Raw genomic sequence first — 17,522 nt, forward strand, 5'->3', positions numbered from 1 at the left:
CAGCCGGCGGACTTCGGCAGCCTGATCGTCATAATGGGCCGAGGCAGGCTTCGCGTACCGCTTCTTCCACTCGTAGAGCGAGTATTTGCTGATCCCAAGCCGGGCCGCCACCGCCGCAACCGGATAGTCGTCGGCCCATGTCGCGATCTTCGCCCGGGCATGATCGAGGCCAAGGAACAGGCTTTCGTTGAGAAGCTCATCGCGCATGGCCACTGGAAAACCACCACTTTCGTCGGCGCGCTGCGGCGGACAGGAATGGCGGCGCCCATGGTTCTCGACGGGCCGGTTAACGGCCGCTGGCTCCAGGCCTATGTCGATCAGGTCCTCGTCCCCGAACTCAAGCCCGGCGACGTCGTGATCATGGACAATCTCGGCAGCCACAAGGGCGCCGGCGTGCGCAGGGCGATCGAGGCGGCCGGAGCCAGCCTCCTCTATCTGCCGCCCTATAGCCCCCGACTTCAATCCGATCGAGAACGCCTTCTCGAAACTCAAGGCGCATCTGCGCAAGGCCGCCGAGCGAACCGTCGAGGAACTCTGGCGCGCCACCGGACGCCTAATCGATCTCTTCACTCCAGCCGAATACGCAAACCTCTTCGCCAACGCAGGATATGAACCGGTTTAAACAGAACCCGCGCTAGACTCATCGCTTCGTCTCCCGAACCATCGGTCCAGACCTAAAGCGGCCGATCGTCATCATGGAGAATACGCTCCGCCGCCCCTTGCAAGTCATCGTACTGGCCATCGTCAAGCGACCAAAAGAAGGCGGCTAGTCCGATCACGCCCATGAACAACGAGACAATTATCAAGAGCAGCATGTCGCGCTCACGCAATCGTTCGCCCAATATCCGAAGCCGATGCGACGCCCACCGGCGGGGCGTTCATAGCTCGATAGGCGTGCCACGCGCCGTGGCCGACTATCGGGAAAAGAACGATCAGTCCGACGAAGCCCATCGCCAGGGAAATCAGCATCAACGCCAAGACGATCGCCCCCCACGCGAGCGCTGCGCCGAGGTTATTCCACACCAACGCCATGCTCGAACCCATCGCCGTGAACGCGTCGACCCGCTCGTCGAGCAGCATGGGCAGCGAGAAGGCGCTGATCGCGAAGGAGAAAGCGGCAAAAATTGCGCCGACGAACGCTCCCACGATCAAGATCGTCCAGCCAACCTCAGTTGTGAACAAGATCTGCGAAATGTTTTGAAAACCAGGAAAAGGCCGCACTCCGAAGAAAAGCGCGTAAATGATCACGGCCGCGCGAAGCCATGTCAGCATCAAGAGAGAGAGAAGCGCGCCGGTAAAAAGAACCTGTCCGCCCGACGCCGGCCTCACGAAAATCATCGACTTGAAAGTCGGCCGTGCGCCGGCCTCGAGACGACGGCTCTTCTCGTAAAGCCCGAGCGCAAGCAGCGGTCCGACGACCATGAAGCCCGACACAGCAGGGAGCAGGATGTAATCCGCGCCGAAGCGGAATAGACCGAACACAACGGCGTCTGAAATAAAAAAAACGAGGACGCCGTACGCCAGGCTTTGGCCTGGATAGACGGTGAAGTCCCGCCAGCCGGCCGCCAACCAGTCGAGGGCCGACTTTGCGGAGACGTCGCGCTTCCATCGTTGTACGTGCGGCAACGGCGGAGAGACGGGAGGAAGGCTGATCGACACGTTTCACTCCATTCCCGGCTGAATCTCACCCTATGGCGCGCAGGCTGATTCCGCCGCGCTGAAGACGCCATCGCGGAGAGAGCCGTCGCCGAGCTGTTTATGAGGGATACAATGTGGATTGGTCGCGAACGCGACGTGGATCATTCTCCAATTGGCGGCGGCGAACAACAATGTCGCGCCGACCACAAGGATCCATGTCACAGCGTGCCCCCGAAGAGCCGAGACCTTGGCTTTCACGGCGCTTTGCCTCGCATGTCGACGATGTACAGCGCCAAAATCTTCCGTTGCGTCACAGAGAGCCGACTCTCCCACGTTGGCATATGACCCTGGCGTCCGCCCCAGACCGTTTCGTGCAAGGTCGCCAAGTCTCCTCCGTAGAGCCACGCGTGGTCGCGAAGCGTCGGCGCGCCCATGTCGGGATTGCCTTCGGCATTTTCCCCGTGACAGGCGGCGCAATTGGCCGCGAAGACAGCTTTCCCTGCCGTAACCGCTGAAGAGGAGCCGTCAGGAGCGCGGCTGGAGAGGCTCGCGACATAGGCGACGACATCATTGACGTCAGCTTCGGTGATCATCTTGTCCCGGCCCCAGGCCGGCATTTGCGACGTTCGCGATTTCGGATTCGCCGAGTTGACGCCGTAACTGATCGTATCGAAAATCGCATCGGGCGAACCGCCCCACAGCCAATGATCCGTCGTGAGGTTCGGAAATCCCTTCTGACCCTTGAGATCCCGCCGATGACAAGCGGCGCAATTGTCATTGAACAGCGCCGGCCCGACGTCGCGCACCGCGCTCATGAGCGCCGCATCCTTCTGAATCTCGGCGAAAGGCTTTTGCGCGATCTGCTCCGCCCAGTCGCGCCGCCTCGCGGCCGCCTTCGCCAAGGCGGCCTCGACATCGGTCTTTTGGTCCTCGCCGAGCAATCCCTTGGTGAAGCTCTTGCCTGTTGGCCAAGCGGGCAGCAGAATCCAAAGTACAACCGCGACAGCGAAGAAGATTGCGAAAATGATGTAGATCACTTTCGGAACGGCTGTGTTCAATTCAATGATGCCATTCCATTCGTGACCGGTCGTTAGATGGCCGGTGAACGGATCTCGTTCTTGTTCTACCGCCACGGCTTGTCCTCCTCTCCTTCGTCGAGGACGGCCTTCGCCGCCTTTCGGAACCGTTCGCGGTTGGTCGGCCAATAAACGTACGCGACCACGGCGATGGACAAGCCGATGAAGAGGAAAAGTCCGTAGGCTCTGGCGAATATCGCCAGCATTGCGTAAAGGTTAGTCATTGTCTGGCGGCTTTTTATTTGCGCCGGCGTGATCCTCGATGTTGATCTGTTTGCCGACCATCTGCAGATAGGCGACGAGCGCGTCCATTTCGGTCACCCTCGACGTCGAACCGGCGAATTCGCGGACGTTTGTCGCCTCGCCATATCGCTTGAGGAGCGCGGCGGCGGCCGAGGAATCGGCGGCGACCTGGGAGATCGCGTCGGCGGACGCGTTGTCGATCATCTCTCGCGTATAGGGCACGCCGACCGCGCGCAGGGCGGCGAGATTTTCGCCCAACTCGGCTGTCTTCAAGTCCCTTTGCGTCAAAAAAGCATAGCGCGGCATGATCGACTGAGGGACGACCGCGCGTGGGTCGATCAAATGCCGAACATGCCACTCGTCGGAATATTTTCCGCCGATCCGCGCCAGGTCGGGCCCGATGCGCTTTGAGCCCCAAAGCATCGGATGGTCGTATTTCGACTCCACCGCAAGCGAATAATGACCGTAGCGATCGACCTCGTCCTGGAGCGTTCGGATCATTTGCGAATGGCAGAGATAGCAACCTTCGCGGATGTAAATATCGCGGCCGGCCACCTCGAGAGGCGTCAGGAGTCGCATATTCGGCGCCGCCTCGACCGTGCCCTCGATCGTGAACAAAGGCGCGATTTCGACCAAACCGCCGATGCTTCCGGCGACGACGATGCCGATGAGAAGCGTTGTCGTTCTACGCTCAAGGCGATAGTGGACGTTGAACAACATCTCGGATCACTCCGCAGGCCGGGGTAACGGGACGGGGCCGAGCGCATCATCTACTTTGTGGCGTGCCGGCGCGAAGGCGTCAACAGGCGTGCGTGTTGTCATGAAAACGTTGAAGCAGCAGACCAAAACTCCGACCAGGAAAATGAGGCCCCCGAGGGCGCGAGCGATGTAATAGGGATGCATCGCGACGACGCTGTCGACGAAGGAATAGGCGAGCGTGCCGTGCTCATTGTAGGTTCGCCACATAAGCCCTTGCAGGATGCCGGAATTCCACATCGCGAGCACATAGATCAGGGCGCCGCTCAGCGCGCACCAGAAGTGTACTTCGACGAGGCGCGGCGAGTACATCGACGGCTTTTTCCAAACCCAAGGCACCATCGCGTATAGCGACCCGAACGTGATCATCGCCACCCAGCCGAGTGCTCCGGCGTGCACGTGGGCGATCGTCCAATCGGTGTAGTGCGAGAGCGAGTTCACGGGCCGGATCGCCATGAACGATCCCTCGAACGTCGTAAGGCCGTAAAATACCGCCGCAACCATCATGAAGCGCAAGGTCGCATCGTCGCGAACCTTGTCCCACGCGCCATTGAGGGTCATCAGCGCGTTCCCCGCGGACGCCCACGAGGGCACGAGGAGCATCAGGGAGAACGACATCCCCAGGATCTGCACCCATTCCGGCAAAGCCGTGTAGTGGAGATGGTGCGAACCCACCCAGATGTAGAAGAACGTGATTCCCCAGAAGCTGATGATGGAGATTCGATAGGAGTAAATCGGCCGCCCCGCCCGTTTCGGCATGAAGTAATAGAGCATGCCGAGGAAGCCGGCTGTCAGGAAGAACGCCACCGCGTTGTGGCCGTACCACCATTGCGTCATCGCGTCCTGAACGCCCCCGAATAAAGAGTAACTTTTAGCGCGCGTGAAAGCGACTGGAACGGCGAGGTTGTTGACGATGTACAGTATTGCGACGATAACGATGAAAGCAATATAATACCAGTTAGCAACATAGATATGCGGTTCTTTTCGTCTTGCGAGCGTCCTCAAATAGACGATGAGATAAACGATCCAGACCGTCACCAACCAAAGGCCAGCGTACCATTCCGGCTCCGCATATTCTTTGGACTTTGTGACCCCCATCAAATAACCGGTGGCGCCGAGGACGCAGAAGAGGTTGTATCCTAGAATCACGAACAGCGGCGCCACCTGATCCGGCATACGCGCGCGCGAGCTTCGTTGAACGACGTAGAAGGACGTCCCGATAAGAGCGTTGCCGCCAAAGCCGAAGATGACGCCAGTCGTGTGGTCGGGCCGGATTCTACCAAAGGAGGACCAAGGCAGATCGAAACTGAGACTCGGCCACGCGAGTTGAAGCGCCGCCCAGAGGCCGAAGAGCATGCCAACGACGGCCCAAGCGAGCGAAAAGACAACCGCGACTTTGATTGGCTCGTCGTAATACGAGTCGGCGCGATCCACATTCGACGGCGACAAATTGTAGCACCGGATCAGGAATATCGTTGCGACGAGTCCATATGCCGCGACTACGTAGCCGTGGACGCCGAAGGGATCGCCGTTTCCCAATGCAGCCATCGCCAGCCCGGCGACAGTGACGCCTATCGCGATCGCGAGAGCCGCCTGCCGCTCTCCTACGGTGAGCGTTCGAATGATCTCTTTCATCTCTCGCCTCTATATTCGGCGGCGCCGCTCTGACTCCTGCCACAGGCGCCGCCCGTGCCCACAGCGAAGGCCGTCGCGGCTAGCAAAATCATGCGCCAATCGGCGCTGTAGTCGGAGAGGCGATAGATTTCGGCGGGGCGCAGGGCTAAGAGGCTCATCTTGGTCGTTTCCGAATGGACCGCTCCAATTATATCGCATTACGATAAATCTCAACCACGGATGTGGCGATGTCAAGAAAATCTGCGGTCCTGCACGACAGCGACTATGCCGCGCTCGCCGATTTTCGGGCGGCGCTGCGAGGTTTCACCGCCTTCAGCGAAACCAAGGCGGCCGAAGTCGGGCTGACGCCGCGACAGCATCAGGCCCTGCTTGCGATCCGGGGTGAGACGTCTGGACAGGCGACGATCGGCTATGTCGCCGACCGGCTGATTCTGAAACCGCACAGCGCGTCTGAACTGGTTGACCGGCTTGACGCGATGGGCCTTGTCATGCGCAAGGCGGCTGCAGGGGATCGGCGCAAGACTATCCTCGTTCTCAGCGATCACGCCAACGCGCTTCTCGCAGAGCTGTCCGCCTCGCATCGGGAAGAAATCCGCCGGCTAAAGCCACTTCTGCTCGATCTGCTGAGCCGTTTCGGCTGATGGGCGGAGCCCTGTACATATTCGTCAAGCCGTAAGCAGTTGGCTTTCCGAGCGGCGGGCCTGAGATAAAGTTCTCAAGACCCCTTGGGATTTTGGGCGGCCTGCTGTGAAGTCTGAGAAGGTTGTGGCTACAAGCAGCAAAAATCGCTCCTGGGGAAGGATCGCGCGCCTCTTTTATCAGGGTCGGGGACTTTGAAGTTGTCCGCGGTCAAACATGCGGCGGCTTCGGCGGAGCCTGCGCTCCGTCGCCCGCTCTTCCCCTAGGGTGTTTAGCCCCGCAATGTGATGACGTATCTTCGTCGCCATCAGAGAGGGACGCGCCGAAAATTGCGCCGGCGCTGGCGCCGCGGCCTGATGGATGGCGGGCGATGCGCGCCGCGGGGGGCGCCTTGCGGGACTTCAGATCCGGGCGAGCAGCTCCGATTTCTTGGCGGCGAATTCGGCGTCGGTGATGATGTTCTTCTGACGCAGGTCGGCGAGCTTTTCGAGCGTCGAGAACACTTCGGCGGACTTCTGGCCCGAAGGCTCAGCTTGCGCGGCGGGCGCCGTCTCCGGAGCCGGCGCAGCCTGCGGCGCCGACGCGGCGGCGCTGTCCGCGACGAGCGGCAGGGAGGCGACGTCGACGACGCCGAGCTGGCTTGTGAAGATCAGGCTCTGGCCGTGGCCCTGTTGCTGCGACACGCCGGAAATCCGGTGGTCGCCGGAATCATAGATGCGGACATGGCCGCCCGATTTGACCGCGAGGCGGCGCGCCTGCGGGAAACAGGCGTATTGCAGGTCGTTCTGGCCTCCCGAAGACGACGGCGATCCGAGCTCCTGCGGCCACCAGTCGCGGCCGAACCCTTGAGCGAACACGCTGACGCTCGCCCCCGACACATCGTAGCTCTGGTCTTGCCATTGGCCTGAGGAGGGCGCGGCGGGCGACGGCGCGAACAGCTCTCCGCGCCGGGTCAGCGGCGCGAGATCATCGCACAGGGCGGCGACCCGCTGCTTGAGCTCACCGTTGAACATGTCCCCGATCATGATCATCCCGCCGTGCGACCACTGGCCCATGCCGCCGAATTCGGGGTTGTTGAACTGCGCCTGGGCTCCATCGCCGAGCGCGAGCGCCCGAAACAGCTCGGCCGCGGCCTCGCCGCTGAAGCCGCGCCGCGCGGCGGCCTCTTCGACAAGCTTTCGGCCCTCTGGGGTCAGCTCCTGCATGAAAATCTCCTCAAGGATGGGAATCCGCTGGACGGCTGCGCCCTTCCTTCGAGATTAGCATATTCGGCGCCGCGAGGGCGGCCGATCGCGACGCCTCCGGCGCATTGACGGAGCAGGGCCGCGCGCTACATCTAGCTTGACGATTCGGCCGGAAACGGGCGCCGGATCGGAGACGCTCGTCCGGCCGCGCGTTTAGCCCGAGCCGCACGCGGGCCGCTGGAGGAAACCGCATGTTCGACGCAAAGCGAATTCTGGATCTTATCACGAGCGGTCAGTTCGGCGCGGGCGGCGACGCCCTCGCCGCCAACGCCAATGACGCTCTGCAGCGCGGCCGGGCCGCCGCCGAGCAGGCCGGCGCTTCGGTGCAGCAGGCGACCTCGGGCGTCGCCGACCAGACGGCGTCGGCGATCTCCGACGTTCTCGGAAAGGCGCAGGACCAGTTCAAGGACACCGCCGCGAGCGAATATATCGCCAAGGCCAAGGAGCTCGTCGAGCAGAACCCCGGCGGCACGCTGGCGACGCTCGGCGGCCTCGCAGCGCTTCTGCTCGGCACCCCGGGCGGGCGCAAGACGACGGGCGGCCTCATTCAGGTCGGCGGCCTCGCTGCGATCGGCGGACTGGCCTACAAGGCTTTCCGCAACTATCAGGAGGGCAAGCCCCTGACGGCGGGCGTGCCCGGCCTCGATCAGCTCGGCGCGCCGCCGGCGGAATCGCCTTTCTCCGCTGACGCGCACACCAACGAGACCGCGACCTTGCTCCTGCGCACCCTCGTCGCTGTCGCCGCCGCCGACGGAACGGTCGATCAAGCCGAGCGCGCCCAGATCGTCGGCCAGCTCAAGGCCGCCGGCATGGAGGAGGAGGCGGCGCAGTTCATCGACGCGGAGATCAGGTCGCCGGCGAGCGCGCAGGAGATCGCGAGGGAAGTCGGATCGTCGAAGGAGCTCGCCCTCCAGGTCTACGCCGCCGCCCATCTCGTCGCCGACTCGGCGCCGGAAAAAGCGTTTCTGGCGAGGCTCGCGCAGGCGCTGGCGCTCGATCCGCAGCTCGTCGCCCACATCGACGCGACCGCCGCTTCGCTCACGCCGCCCGCCGCCTGACGCATTTTTTCGACTGCGGCGCGCACGAGCGCGACGCGCCGCGTTGAGGCCATACGCGCCGCAGGATGAGCGGCGACCTGCCGAAAGGAGCGTTTAAGGAATGTCCACGAACACCAAGGCGGCTCGCGCCGAAGACGCCAGCGTGGCCCCGCTGCGCACGCCGAACGATCTTGGCGGCAATGCCGCCGCGGCGATCGCCACCGAGATCAACAAGCTCGTCGCGGACGCCTTCGCGCTCTACGTCAAGACGAAGAACTTCCACTGGCACGTCAGCGGACCGCATTTTCGCGACTATCACCTGCTGCTCGACGAGCAGGCGGCGGAAATCTTCGCCAGCATCGATCCGCTCGCCGAGCGCGTGCGCAAGCTCGGCCAGACGACCCTGCGCTCGATCGGCGAGATCGCCAAGCTCTCCAGCGTCAAGGATAATGACAAGGCTTTCGTGTCGCCGCAGGACATGATCGCCGAGCTGATCGCCGACAACAAGGCGAACACCGCGGCGATGCGCAAGGCGCACGAAGTGTGCGACGAGCATAATGACGTCGCGACCGCGAGCCTGCTCGAGAACTTCATCGACGAGTCCGAGCGGCGCACCTGGTTCCTGTTCGAGACGAGCCGCGGCGCAAGCCGCTGAGGCGCGTCTTGTCGCAGCTGGAAGGCCGGCCTCGCGCCGGCCTTTTGCGTTCTTAGCCGGATTTGAGATGAGGCGGCGCGATGCGCATCGGCGTGGATCTCGGCGGCACCAAGATCGAGGCGATCGCGCTCGACGAACGGGGCGTGGAGCTGGTTCGTCGGCGCGTGCGCACGCCCGCCGGCGACTATCGAGGCACGATCGAAACCGTCGCCGCGCTCGTAGCCGGCGTCGAGGCGCAGATTGGCGCGCCCGCCACCGTCGGCGTCGCGACGCCGGGCGCGCTGTCGCGCGCGACGGGACGCATGAAGAACGCCAACAGCACCGTGCTGATCGGCGAGCCTCTCGACCGCGATCTTTCCGCCGCGCTCGGCCGGCCGGCGCGGATCGCCAACGACGCCAATTGCTTCGCCCTGTCGGAGGCGACGGACGGGGCGGGCGTCGGCGCGGAGGTTGTGTTCGGCGTCATTCTGGGCACCGGCGTCGGCGGCGGCCTTGCGGTGGGGGGACGGATCGTCGAGGGGCGCAACGCGATCGCCGGCGAATGGGGCCACAATCCGCTGCCGTGGCCGACCGACGCCGAACGTCCGGGGCCTGCCTGTTATTGCGGCAGGCGCGGCTGCGTCGAGACGTTCCTCGCCGGGCCGAGCCTGTCGCGCGATCATTTCGAGGCGACCGGAGCGCGGCTGAGCGCGGCGCAGATCGCCGCGGCGTCGCCCGCGGACGCGGCGGCGCGCGACACGCTCGCGCGCTACAGGGACCGGCTCGCCCGCGGCCTCGCGACGATCGTCAACATCGTCGACCCGGATGTGATCGTGCTCGGCGGCGGCGTCTCCAACATCGAAGCGCTCTATGACGGCCTGACCGACCTCATCGCGCGCTACGCCTTCACCGACGCGCTGGCGACGCAGGTGCGCAAGGCGGCGCATGGCGATTCGAGCGGCGTGCGCGGCGCGGCGTGGCTCTGGCCGGCGTAAAGCGTCGGGCGCGCCGCGGCACACCCGCAAATGGAACGGATGGCCGAGGCCCGCGCGGCTATATCCCCTTCGCCTTGAGGGCGTCGGCGATGTCGTCGAGGACGGCGGGATCGTCGATCGTCGCCGGCGTCGTCCACGGATCGTGGTCGGCGATCTTCTTCATCGCGCCGCGCAGAATCTTGCCGGACCGCGTCTTGGGCAGGCGGTCGACGACGATCGCCGTCTTGAAGGCGGCGACGGGACCGACCTTGTCGCGCACGAGCTGGACAAGCTCCTTCTCGATGCGCTCATGCGTTCCGGAGGTCCCGGCCTTCAGCACGATGAAGCCGCACGGCTGCTCGCCCTTGATCGCGTCGTTCATCCCGATCACCGCGCATTCTGCGACGTCGGGGTGAGAGGCGATCACCTCCTCCATGCCTCCCGTCGACAGGCGGTGGCCCGCGACGTTGATGACGTCGTCGATGCGGCCCATCACGAACACATAGCCGTCGTCGTCGACATAGCCGCCGTCGCCGGTCTTGTAGAATCCGGGGAAGTCGTCGAGGTAGCCGGCGCGCATGCGCGCCTCCTGGTTCCACAGCGCGACGAGATTGCCGGGCGGCAGCGGCAACCTGAGAAGGATCGTCCCCATCTCGTTGCGGCCGGCGTCATGGCCGAGGTCGTCGACGACGCTGAGGTCGTAGCCCGGCATCGGAAAGGTGGGCGATCCGTATTTTACGGGCGCCATGCCGAGGCCGAGCGGATTGGCGGCGATCGCCCAGCCCGTCTCCGTCTGCCACCAGTGGTCGACGACGGGAACGTTCAGGATCTTCTCCGCCCACTGGATCGTGTCCGGGTCCGCGCGCTCGCCGGCGAGGAACAGCGCGCGCAGGCGCGAGACGTCGTAGCGCTGGAGCCAGGTCCCCGCGGGATCTTCCTTCTTGATCGCCCTCAGGGCGGTGGGCGCCGTGAACAGGCTGGCGACGCCATGCTCCTCGATCACCCGCCAGAAGGCGCCGGGATCGGGCGTGCCGACCGGCTTGCCTTCATAGATGATCGTCGTCGCGCCATGGATCAGAGGACCATAAACGATGTAGCTGTGGCCGACGACCCAGCCGACGTCGGAGGCGGCCCAGAACACTTCGCCCGGCTTGACGTCGTAGACGTTGCTCATCGTCCATTCGAGCGCGACGAGATAGCCGCCCGTATCGCGCACGACGCCCTTGGGCGCGCCGGTGGTCCCCGAAGTGTAGAGGATGTAGAGCGGATCGATTGCGGCGACGGGGACGCAGTCGGCGAAGAGGCCCTGCGCGCGCGCCGCTTCGACCTCGGCCGTCCAGTCGAAGTCGCGGCCCTGCGTCAGCGTCGCCGGCTCCTGCGGACGCCGCAGCATCAGCACGGCGGCGGGCTTGCGCGCGGCGAGCTCGATCGCCTCGTCGAGCAGCGGCTTGTAATGCACGACGCGGTTCGGCTCGACGCCGCAGGAGGCCGCGAGCACGAGCTTGGGCGCGCAATCGTCGATGCGCTTGGCGAGCTCCTGCGCCGCGAAGCCGCCGAACACGACGGAATGAATCGCGCCGATGCGCGCGCAGGCGAGCATCCCGATCACCGCCTCGGGAATCATCGCCATGTAGATGACGACGCGGTCGCCCTTTTCGACCCCGTGCTTGCGCAGGACGGCCGCGAGCGTTCCGACCTCCTCCTGAAGCTGCGCGTAGGTCAGCGTGCGCTTCGTCCCGGTGACCGGGCTGTCGTAGATGACCGCCGCTTGATCGCCGCGCCCGGCCTCGACATGGCGGTCGACGGCGTTGGCGCAGGCGTTGCAGACCGCGTCGGGAAACCACAGGCCGTAAACTCCTGCGCCTGTGTCAAAGATTTTTTGCGGCGCCTTGATCCAGTCGATGGCCTTCGCGGCCTTTCGCCAGAATAATTCCGGATCGTCCCGCCATTCCTTGTAAACGGCGGCGTAGGCGCTGGTCATCGTTTCCTCCGCGAACATTCTTAGTTTTTCTATTTGTAATGGAGCGAAGATATCGAAGCCAGATACTGACGTACAGTAGCCAGAAAGTTTGACGATAAAGCGATTTTCGGGCGCTCAGGCTCCGCGAATGCTTTTGGTCGCTTGTCGTTTTGATCGACGCGGCCCAGCCGTCCCGGCGCAGTTCTTCATTGACATCTCTACGGCGATTGGCGAAGTGCGCGAAGCCGTCCTCGTCGACCACGCCGCCGCGCAAGGACGCGCGCCGGGGCGCGGGCGCGAGTTCAGAGCGGAGCGTCGTTTGAGCGTCGATCCACGTCAGCCAGTCCTTGTCGAGCGTTCCCGGCCGGCGAGCCCCTGCGTCGGAACCTGCGCCATCGACGAGGCCAGCGGGCTTTGCGTCGGCTGCGCCCGCACGCGCGACGAGATCGCCGCCTGGGGCGGCGCCGACGAGGCTTTTCGCAGGCGCGTCTGGGCCGCGCTGGCGTCGCGCGCCGCGGCGTCGGGGCTCGCCGCGCGACGTCTGAGCTGGCGCGGCGCCGAACTGCTCGACGAAGTCGAGCGGCGCTTTTCAGACGCCTCCGGCGTCTTTGTGGTCGGCGTCTACGGCGCGGTGGCGGAGGTCCTGCGCGAACCCGGCGAGGCCTATGAAGCCCGTCGCCGCGGGCTTTTCCTGACGCTGCGCACGCGCCGCGCGGCGCTCCGCGTCGAGGCGCCTGACTATCTGACCGCCTTCGAGATGACGCGCCCGTCCGGGCCGCCGCTCGTCGCGCTGGCCGCGCCCGCCGGGCGCGTCGGTCCGCCCGGCCCGGGCGCGCTGACGGCGCTCGGCCCGGACCACGACGCGCTCCTCGCCCGCGACGCGGGAGGAGCGCGCTTCGACGTCGGCCTCGGCCGTAGCGCGGCGCGCTTCTCGATCCGCTGTTCCGCGTCGCTCGCGGCGCGGATCGGCGCGCATTGCGGCGCGCCGTGGCCGGAATGTCTCGAGCGCATTCGTGCGGCGGTGGTGGAGGAGAGCCCGGTGCGGGTCGTCGAAGCGCCGCGCCTTCGCGCCGAAGTCGACGCCGCGATCCCGCCGCCCGACGGCGCCTCGCCCGAGGGCCCGTACACCCATCTTCTGCCCGGCCTCGTCGCGCAAGGGTTCGACGCGCCGCCGACGCTGGCCTTGCCGAAAGGCTATGTCCTCTCGGCGCTGTTTCACCCCGCCTAGCCGGACGCGGCGGCGTCGAGGCGGCGGACGCTCACAGCGCCGCCACCGCGGAGCTCGCGAGAGCGCCGGCGAAGGCGAGTAGGACGAGCGCCGCGGCGCGGCGAATGAGGCCGGGCGCGAGCCCTGGGCCGGAAGATGAGCCAAGCCATGCGCCGAGCGCGATCCAGCACAGGCCGGCCGCCGCGATCATGGCGCAGAGCGCGGCGAGCCAGGGCGCGGCGCCGGCGAGCCCCGCGGTCGGCGCGATGACGAAGGCGAAAATGAGCGCCTTGGGATTGAGCAGCGTCGCGACGAACAGACGGCCGAAGCCGGCGGGTTCGTCCGCGATGGCGAGGTCTTGACGCGCTTCGCGCCAGAGCTTGAGGGCGCAAGAGCAGAGCCAGAGCGCGGCGGCCGCCTTGAGCGTGAGCGTGAGGGTGGGACGCTGCGCCGCGCCTGAGCCGAACACGGCGAGAAGAGCGCAGATCGAGGCCATGTACCCGCCGACCTCGGCGGCTATGAGCGGCAGCGAGGCGCGAAAGCCGCGCAGCGCGCCGGAGGCGGCGAGCAGAGTGTTGGTTGGGCCGGGAACGAGCAGGAGGGAAAGCGCCGCCGCAGCGAATTCGATCGTTACGCCCATTGCCGTCGCCCCGCCTGCGCTCATGGCGCGCCTTCGCTTTGCCATCCGGGGCGGGGGACGGCAAGCGCGGTCGCGCAGGCGACCACGCGACGAAAAAGCCCCGTTAATGGTGGCGGAGTAAGAAAGGCGCAGAGACCGAAACCCGTCGGGAGCGCGTCGCCCTGAGCCAGCTTGCGATCGTCCTCGCCACGCTCGCCGCCTTCGTCTGCATGAGCGCGGCGGCCCTCGCCGGCCGTTTCGCCGCGAGGGCCGACAACGGACCCGCGCAAAGCGAGGTCAACGCGACGGTCCGGCTCGTCGCGAGCATCCTCGTCGTGATGACGACGATCGCCTTGAGTCTTATGCTCAATTCGGCGAAAAATACGTTCGAGGCCGACACCCGCCATCTCCACGAGCTCGCGACGGACCTCATTCTTCTGGACCGGACCCTCAAGGCGCCGGGTCCGCCCGCCGACGAGACGCGACGCCTGCTCGCGGATTATCTGCGCGCCTCGATCGCCGAGCCCGACATCGTCGAGGAAGATCCCGCGGCGGAGGCGATTCTGGACGCCGCCGGCGCGCGTCTGAGGGCGATGAAGCTCGCCGACGAGCAGCAGCTTTCGCTGTGGAACGACGCGCGCGAGCTTTATCGCCGGGCCGTGCGCGACCGCTGGATCACCGTCGACGACGCCGGGGGAACCATCCCCGCGCCGCTCATCGTCATGCTGATCGTCTGGCTCGCCATGATCGTCGCCAGCTACGGCTACCAGGCGCCGCGCAGCAAGGCCGTGGCCGCGTCCTTCGTCCTGTCGACCCTTCTCATCTCCGCAGCGCTCTATCTCATCCTCGACATGGACACGCCGGCGTCCGGACTGGTCAAGGTCTCTAAAGCGCCGTTCGAGCGGGCGCTGCGGCATTTCGAGCGCTAAATCGCGGCCGGCCTAAAAAGGCCGCCGCCGAGCGGTGGAAACCGAGGCGCGCCTTGACGGCCGCGGTAGGCTTATTTTATCGTCGCTGCGTATTTTTTTGCGCCGCAGCAACGGCGCAGCTTAGTCTCGCTTCAAGCCAGATTTGGACGATTGCGATGAGGCCTTTTATCGCCGGCCCTTTTCACGCCGCCCTCCGTTCGCCTGTCGATGCGCCGCGACGCGTATGAACCTCCTCTTCGGCGCGGCGTAGTCCGCGTTCTGACGGCGATCGTCGCCGCAGCGTGCGGAGTCTTCGCCGCGAGCCGCGCCGCGCCCGCCGGCGAAGCGCCGTCGGCCTACTACCTCTCGCCGGACGGCTCCGACGCCGCAGGCTGCTCGCGCGCGGATCCTTGCGCGAGCCTTGAAAAGGCCCGCGACAGAATGCGCGCCTCGAAGGTCAAGACCGTCTATCTGCTGCCGGGAACCTATGCGCTCAAGTCGGTCGTCGAGCTCGGCCCGGCCGACGACGGCGCGAGGCTCAGCGGAGCGCCCGATCAGCGCTGGGACGCGGCGGTGATCGACGCCGGCGGACGGCTCGAAAGCGCCATTTGCCTGCGCGGCGCCTCGAACGTCACGATCGAAAACCTCAAGATCCGCGACGTCGAATATGGCGGCGTCATGATCCATGGCGGCGCGGGGTTCGGGCCGAACGACTGCACGCGCGGCGCGACGACGCGGCCGGCTTCGGGCAACGTCGTCCGAGAGGTCGAGGTCGTCAACATTATCGTGCCCGACGCCGCGCGCTATTCCGACACCGGCGGCGTGCTTGCGGAGGGCGAGGTGCGCGGCACCGTCGTGTCGAACGTCCTCGTCGCCGATTCGAACGGCATGTGCGTGCGCGCATCGGCGCATGGCGGGCGCGACGACATCTCCGGCTTCAGGGTTTTGAACAGCGTCTTTCTGCGCTGCATGAAGCGCAACGGCGACGGCGGCGCGATCTATATGCAGGATTATCTGTCAACCTCGACCGACATCGTGATCGAGAACAATTACGTCAAGGACTATGGCAACGGGGCAGGGAGCAACAACCGCTGCTTCTATGGGGACGCGGCGACGTCGAACGTCATATTCCGCCAGAACATCTGCGCGAACCCGGGATCGCGGGACGTCGCCGGCGACGCTAGCGTGATCTTCCTGTGCGGCGCGGACAATCTGGTGACGCAGAACGTGTTCGACCTCGGCTCTTCCGGCAAGGTGATCACCTATCAATACGGCGGATGCGATCCTCCGGCGCGCAAAAGCGCCATGACCGGCAACGCTTTCGCTGGCAACATCGTCATAGGCGGCTTTCGCGGCGCGCAACGGACGGAGTGGGCCGGCGCCGCCGGCGCGCAAAGCTTCTACTCCGGGGACGTCCAGCCTGCCTATCCCAAGGTCGTCTCGAACGTCTACTGGAACTACGCCGGCGGAATCATGAACACGGCTGGCGTCGTGATGCAGGGCGACTCGGCGCCGATGCTGCGCGATCCGCTCTGCTCGGGCGGATCGCTGTATCGCATTTCGGAGCGCTCTCCGGCTTTTCGCGCGGGCTACGCCGCGCCCCCGCGCGGATGGGGGCCGCGCGGCTACGTCCCTCCCACGGGGGAAGCCGCTTCATGTCCGCAATGAGCGCGGCGCGGCGTCACCGGACGATCTGGACGATCTCGCGCGTCGTCGGATCGACGATCACCGGCTGGCCGTTCACGACCGCGTAGCGGTAACGCGGCGGGACTCCGAATTCCGGCGGGATGGGCAGGTAGGTGATCCCGGCCGGGGGAAGCCGCCCGCCGACGGCGAGCTCCCGGTCGACATGCGCGTTCGAGCGATGATCCTGCAACGCGCGCTGCCGGAAGGCTGGCGCCTGATCCGCGCCGAGGACCCCGGCGGCCGGCGCGCCTTCGACAGGTCTGCGCGGCGGTCCGCTTTCAGGCGTCAGAACCTGACCCGGGCGCGCCTTCGCGTCGGGGGCGGGCGCTTGGGCCTTGGCGGCGCTTACGGGAGCGATGAGGGCGGCGAGGACGGCTACGCCGAGCCTTCTGTTCATGCGCGTTTCCTAGAAGCTTTCTATATAATGTCGCCGCCTCGCGACGGTTCCCGTTTTCGTCTTGCCTGAAGTCGCGCGCGGTGCTAGGCGCGCGCCATGACCATAGCGCGCTCTCCCGCCTCGACGTCGTGACCATTCGGCTTCACAAGGGCGACCTGCCGGCGGACGCCGATTTCGGCGCCGCGGTCGCCGTCGACACCGAGACGCTCGGCCTCCTGCCGCAACGCGACCGGCTGTGCCTCGTGCAGCTTTCGCGCGGCGACGGCTCGGCCGATCTCGTGCAGATCGCGCGCGGCCAGGCGCGCGCGCCCAATCTCGAACGGCTGCTCGCCGACCCTTCCGTCGTCAAGCTGTTCCACTTCGCCCGTTTCGACCTCGCCATCCTCTACAAGACGTTCGGCGTGATGCCGGGCCCGGTCTATTGCACCAAGATCGCCTCGAAGCTCACGCGCACCTACACCGACCGGCACGGCCTCAAGGATCTTTCGCGCGAGCTTTTGGGCGTCGATCTTTCGAAGCAGCAGCAGTCGTCGGACTGGGGAGCCGACGTCCTCACCGACGCCCAGCTTGCCTATGCGGCGTCCGACGTGCTTCACTTGCATGCGTTGCGCGCTCGGCTCGACGCGATGCTCGCGCGAGAGGGCAGGCAGGAGTTCGCCGCCGCGAGCTTCGCCTTTCTGCCGACGCGCGCGAAGCTCGACCTGCTGGGATGGGGAGATTCAGACATTTTTTCCCATCAATGAGAAATTATCGACGCGCGCCGCGCGGCGGGTCCGCCTGACGTCGATGTGACGAAGCGCCGCGGCGAGGGCTATTTTCGCCGGGGCCGGCTGGATTTTGGAGCGGCCGTCGCCATTTTCAGGCGTAAC

General features: G+C 65.5%; 18 protein-coding genes and 2 pseudogenes. 9 read left to right on the top strand and 11 right to left on the bottom strand.

Annotation, left to right across the window (positions count from 1 at the left end):
• Positions 1-258: pseudogene (locus tag ACE3OG_RS09970) on the bottom strand (helix-turn-helix domain-containing protein); the annotation flags it as partial.
• Here ACE3OG_RS09970 and ACE3OG_RS09975 point away from each other — a divergent pair.
• Positions 199-622 (top strand): annotated as a pseudogene (locus ACE3OG_RS09975) (IS630 family transposase); the annotation flags it as partial. The pseudogenes ACE3OG_RS09970 and ACE3OG_RS09975 overlap by 60 nt on opposite strands.
• A gap of 52 nt (positions 623-674) precedes the next feature.
• Here the strand turns inward: ACE3OG_RS09975 and ccoS are convergent.
• From ccoS to ccoN, 6 genes are all read right to left on the bottom strand, one after another.
• Positions 675-815: a cbb3-type cytochrome oxidase assembly protein CcoS gene (gene ccoS / locus ACE3OG_RS09980; RefSeq protein WP_374308140.1), complete on the bottom strand. Its 141-nt coding sequence runs from the start codon at positions 813-815 to the stop codon at positions 675-677.
• 7 nt (positions 816-822) lie between these two features.
• Positions 823-1,659 (bottom strand): DUF2189 domain-containing protein, encoded by an 837-nt coding sequence (locus ACE3OG_RS09985; protein WP_374308142.1) that lies wholly within the window; start codon positions 1,657-1,659, stop codon positions 823-825.
• A gap of 233 nt (positions 1,660-1,892) precedes the next feature.
• Positions 1,893-2,771, bottom strand: a complete 879-nt coding sequence (ccoP, locus tag ACE3OG_RS09990) for a cytochrome-c oxidase, cbb3-type subunit III (protein ID WP_374308144.1) — start codon at positions 2,769-2,771, stop codon at positions 1,893-1,895.
• Positions 2,762-2,938, bottom strand: coding sequence for a cbb3-type cytochrome oxidase subunit 3 (locus tag ACE3OG_RS09995; protein ID WP_374308146.1), 177 nt, complete (start codon positions 2,936-2,938; stop codon positions 2,762-2,764). The genes ccoP and ACE3OG_RS09995 overlap by 10 nt, the downstream gene beginning before the upstream one ends.
• Positions 2,931-3,674, bottom strand: a complete 744-nt coding sequence (gene ccoO, locus ACE3OG_RS10000; protein ID WP_374308355.1) for a cytochrome-c oxidase, cbb3-type subunit II — start codon at positions 3,672-3,674, stop codon at positions 2,931-2,933. The genes ACE3OG_RS09995 and ccoO overlap by 8 nt, the downstream gene beginning before the upstream one ends.
• A 9-nt stretch (positions 3,675-3,683) precedes the next feature.
• The gene (gene ccoN / locus ACE3OG_RS10005; protein ID WP_374308148.1) at positions 3,684-5,348 is read right to left on the bottom strand and encodes a cytochrome-c oxidase, cbb3-type subunit I; all 1,665 of its coding nucleotides are present in this window, start codon (positions 5,346-5,348) and stop codon (positions 3,684-3,686) included.
• A gap of 227 nt (positions 5,349-5,575) precedes the next feature.
• Here ccoN and ACE3OG_RS10010 point away from each other — a divergent pair, with 227 nt between their 5' ends.
• Positions 5,576-5,989 carry a MarR family winged helix-turn-helix transcriptional regulator gene (locus ACE3OG_RS10010; RefSeq protein WP_374308150.1) on the top strand — a complete coding sequence of 138 codons (414 nt, stop codon included), beginning with the start codon at positions 5,576-5,578 and terminating at the stop codon, positions 5,987-5,989.
• Between the two features lie 399 nt (positions 5,990-6,388).
• Here ACE3OG_RS10010 and ACE3OG_RS10015 read toward each other — a convergent pair whose 3' ends face one another.
• A complete protein-coding gene (locus ACE3OG_RS10015; protein WP_374308152.1) occupies positions 6,389-7,192 on the bottom strand; it encodes an SHOCT domain-containing protein in 804 nt (267 codons plus the stop codon).
• Positions 7,193-7,422: 230 nt separating this feature from the next.
• On the opposite strand from ACE3OG_RS10015, the gene ACE3OG_RS10020 reads away from it, so the two are divergent.
• The 3 genes from ACE3OG_RS10020 to ACE3OG_RS10030 all read left to right on the top strand — a co-directional run bounded on the left by ACE3OG_RS10020 (position 7,423) and on the right by ACE3OG_RS10030 (position 9,897).
• Entirely contained in the window at positions 7,423-8,289 is an 867-nt protein-coding gene (locus tag ACE3OG_RS10020) for a tellurite resistance TerB family protein (RefSeq protein WP_374308154.1), read from the top strand.
• 100 nt (positions 8,290-8,389) lie between these two features.
• The gene (locus tag ACE3OG_RS10025; protein ID WP_374308155.1) at positions 8,390-8,923 is read left to right on the top strand and encodes a Dps family protein; all 534 of its coding nucleotides are present in this window, start codon (positions 8,390-8,392) and stop codon (positions 8,921-8,923) included.
• A gap of 80 nt (positions 8,924-9,003) precedes the next feature.
• Entirely contained in the window at positions 9,004-9,897 is an 894-nt protein-coding gene (locus tag ACE3OG_RS10030) for an ROK family protein (RefSeq protein WP_374308157.1), read from the top strand.
• 58 nt (positions 9,898-9,955) lie between these two features.
• On the opposite strand, the gene ACE3OG_RS10035 is transcribed toward ACE3OG_RS10030, so the two are convergent.
• On the bottom strand, positions 9,956-11,857 hold the full coding sequence (locus ACE3OG_RS10035; protein WP_374308159.1) for an AMP-binding protein: 1,902 nt from the start codon (positions 11,855-11,857) through the stop codon (positions 9,956-9,958).
• 214 nt (positions 11,858-12,071) lie between these two features.
• Between ACE3OG_RS10035 and ACE3OG_RS10040 the strand changes: the two genes are divergently transcribed.
• Positions 12,072-13,064, top strand: coding sequence for a DUF1289 domain-containing protein (locus ACE3OG_RS10040; RefSeq protein ID WP_374308161.1), 993 nt, complete (start codon positions 12,072-12,074; stop codon positions 13,062-13,064).
• Between the two features lie 31 nt (positions 13,065-13,095).
• Here the strand turns inward: ACE3OG_RS10040 and ACE3OG_RS10045 are convergent, their stop codons facing one another.
• Positions 13,096-13,683: a LysE family translocator gene (locus ACE3OG_RS10045; RefSeq protein WP_374308164.1), complete on the bottom strand. Its 588-nt coding sequence runs from the start codon at positions 13,681-13,683 to the stop codon at positions 13,096-13,098.
• Positions 13,684-13,892: 209 nt separating this feature from the next.
• On the opposite strand from ACE3OG_RS10045, the gene ACE3OG_RS10050 reads away from it, so the two are divergent.
• Complete coding sequence (locus ACE3OG_RS10050; RefSeq protein ID WP_374308166.1) at positions 13,893-14,591, top strand: hypothetical protein; 699 nt, start codon at positions 13,893-13,895, stop codon at positions 14,589-14,591.
• 420 nt (positions 14,592-15,011) lie between these two features.
• The gene (locus ACE3OG_RS10055; protein ID WP_374308167.1) at positions 15,012-16,238 is read left to right on the top strand and encodes a hypothetical protein; all 1,227 of its coding nucleotides are present in this window, start codon (positions 15,012-15,014) and stop codon (positions 16,236-16,238) included.
• 13 nt (positions 16,239-16,251) lie between these two features.
• On the opposite strand, the gene ACE3OG_RS10060 is transcribed toward ACE3OG_RS10055, so the two are convergent.
• Positions 16,252-16,653: a DUF1236 domain-containing protein gene (locus ACE3OG_RS10060; protein ID WP_374308169.1), complete on the bottom strand. Its 402-nt coding sequence runs from the start codon at positions 16,651-16,653 to the stop codon at positions 16,252-16,254.
• A 128-nt stretch (positions 16,654-16,781) separates the two neighbouring features.
• On the opposite strand from ACE3OG_RS10060, the gene ACE3OG_RS10065 reads away from it, so the two are divergent.
• Positions 16,782-17,396: a ribonuclease D gene (locus ACE3OG_RS10065; protein WP_374308171.1), complete on the top strand. Its 615-nt coding sequence runs from the start codon at positions 16,782-16,784 to the stop codon at positions 17,394-17,396.
• Positions 17,397-17,522: the final 126 nt, after the last annotated feature.

Origin of the sequence: Methylocella sp. (assembly GCF_041905455.1) — a bacterium.
In the GTDB taxonomy this organism is placed as follows: Bacteria; Pseudomonadota; Alphaproteobacteria; order Rhizobiales; family Beijerinckiaceae; genus Methylocapsa.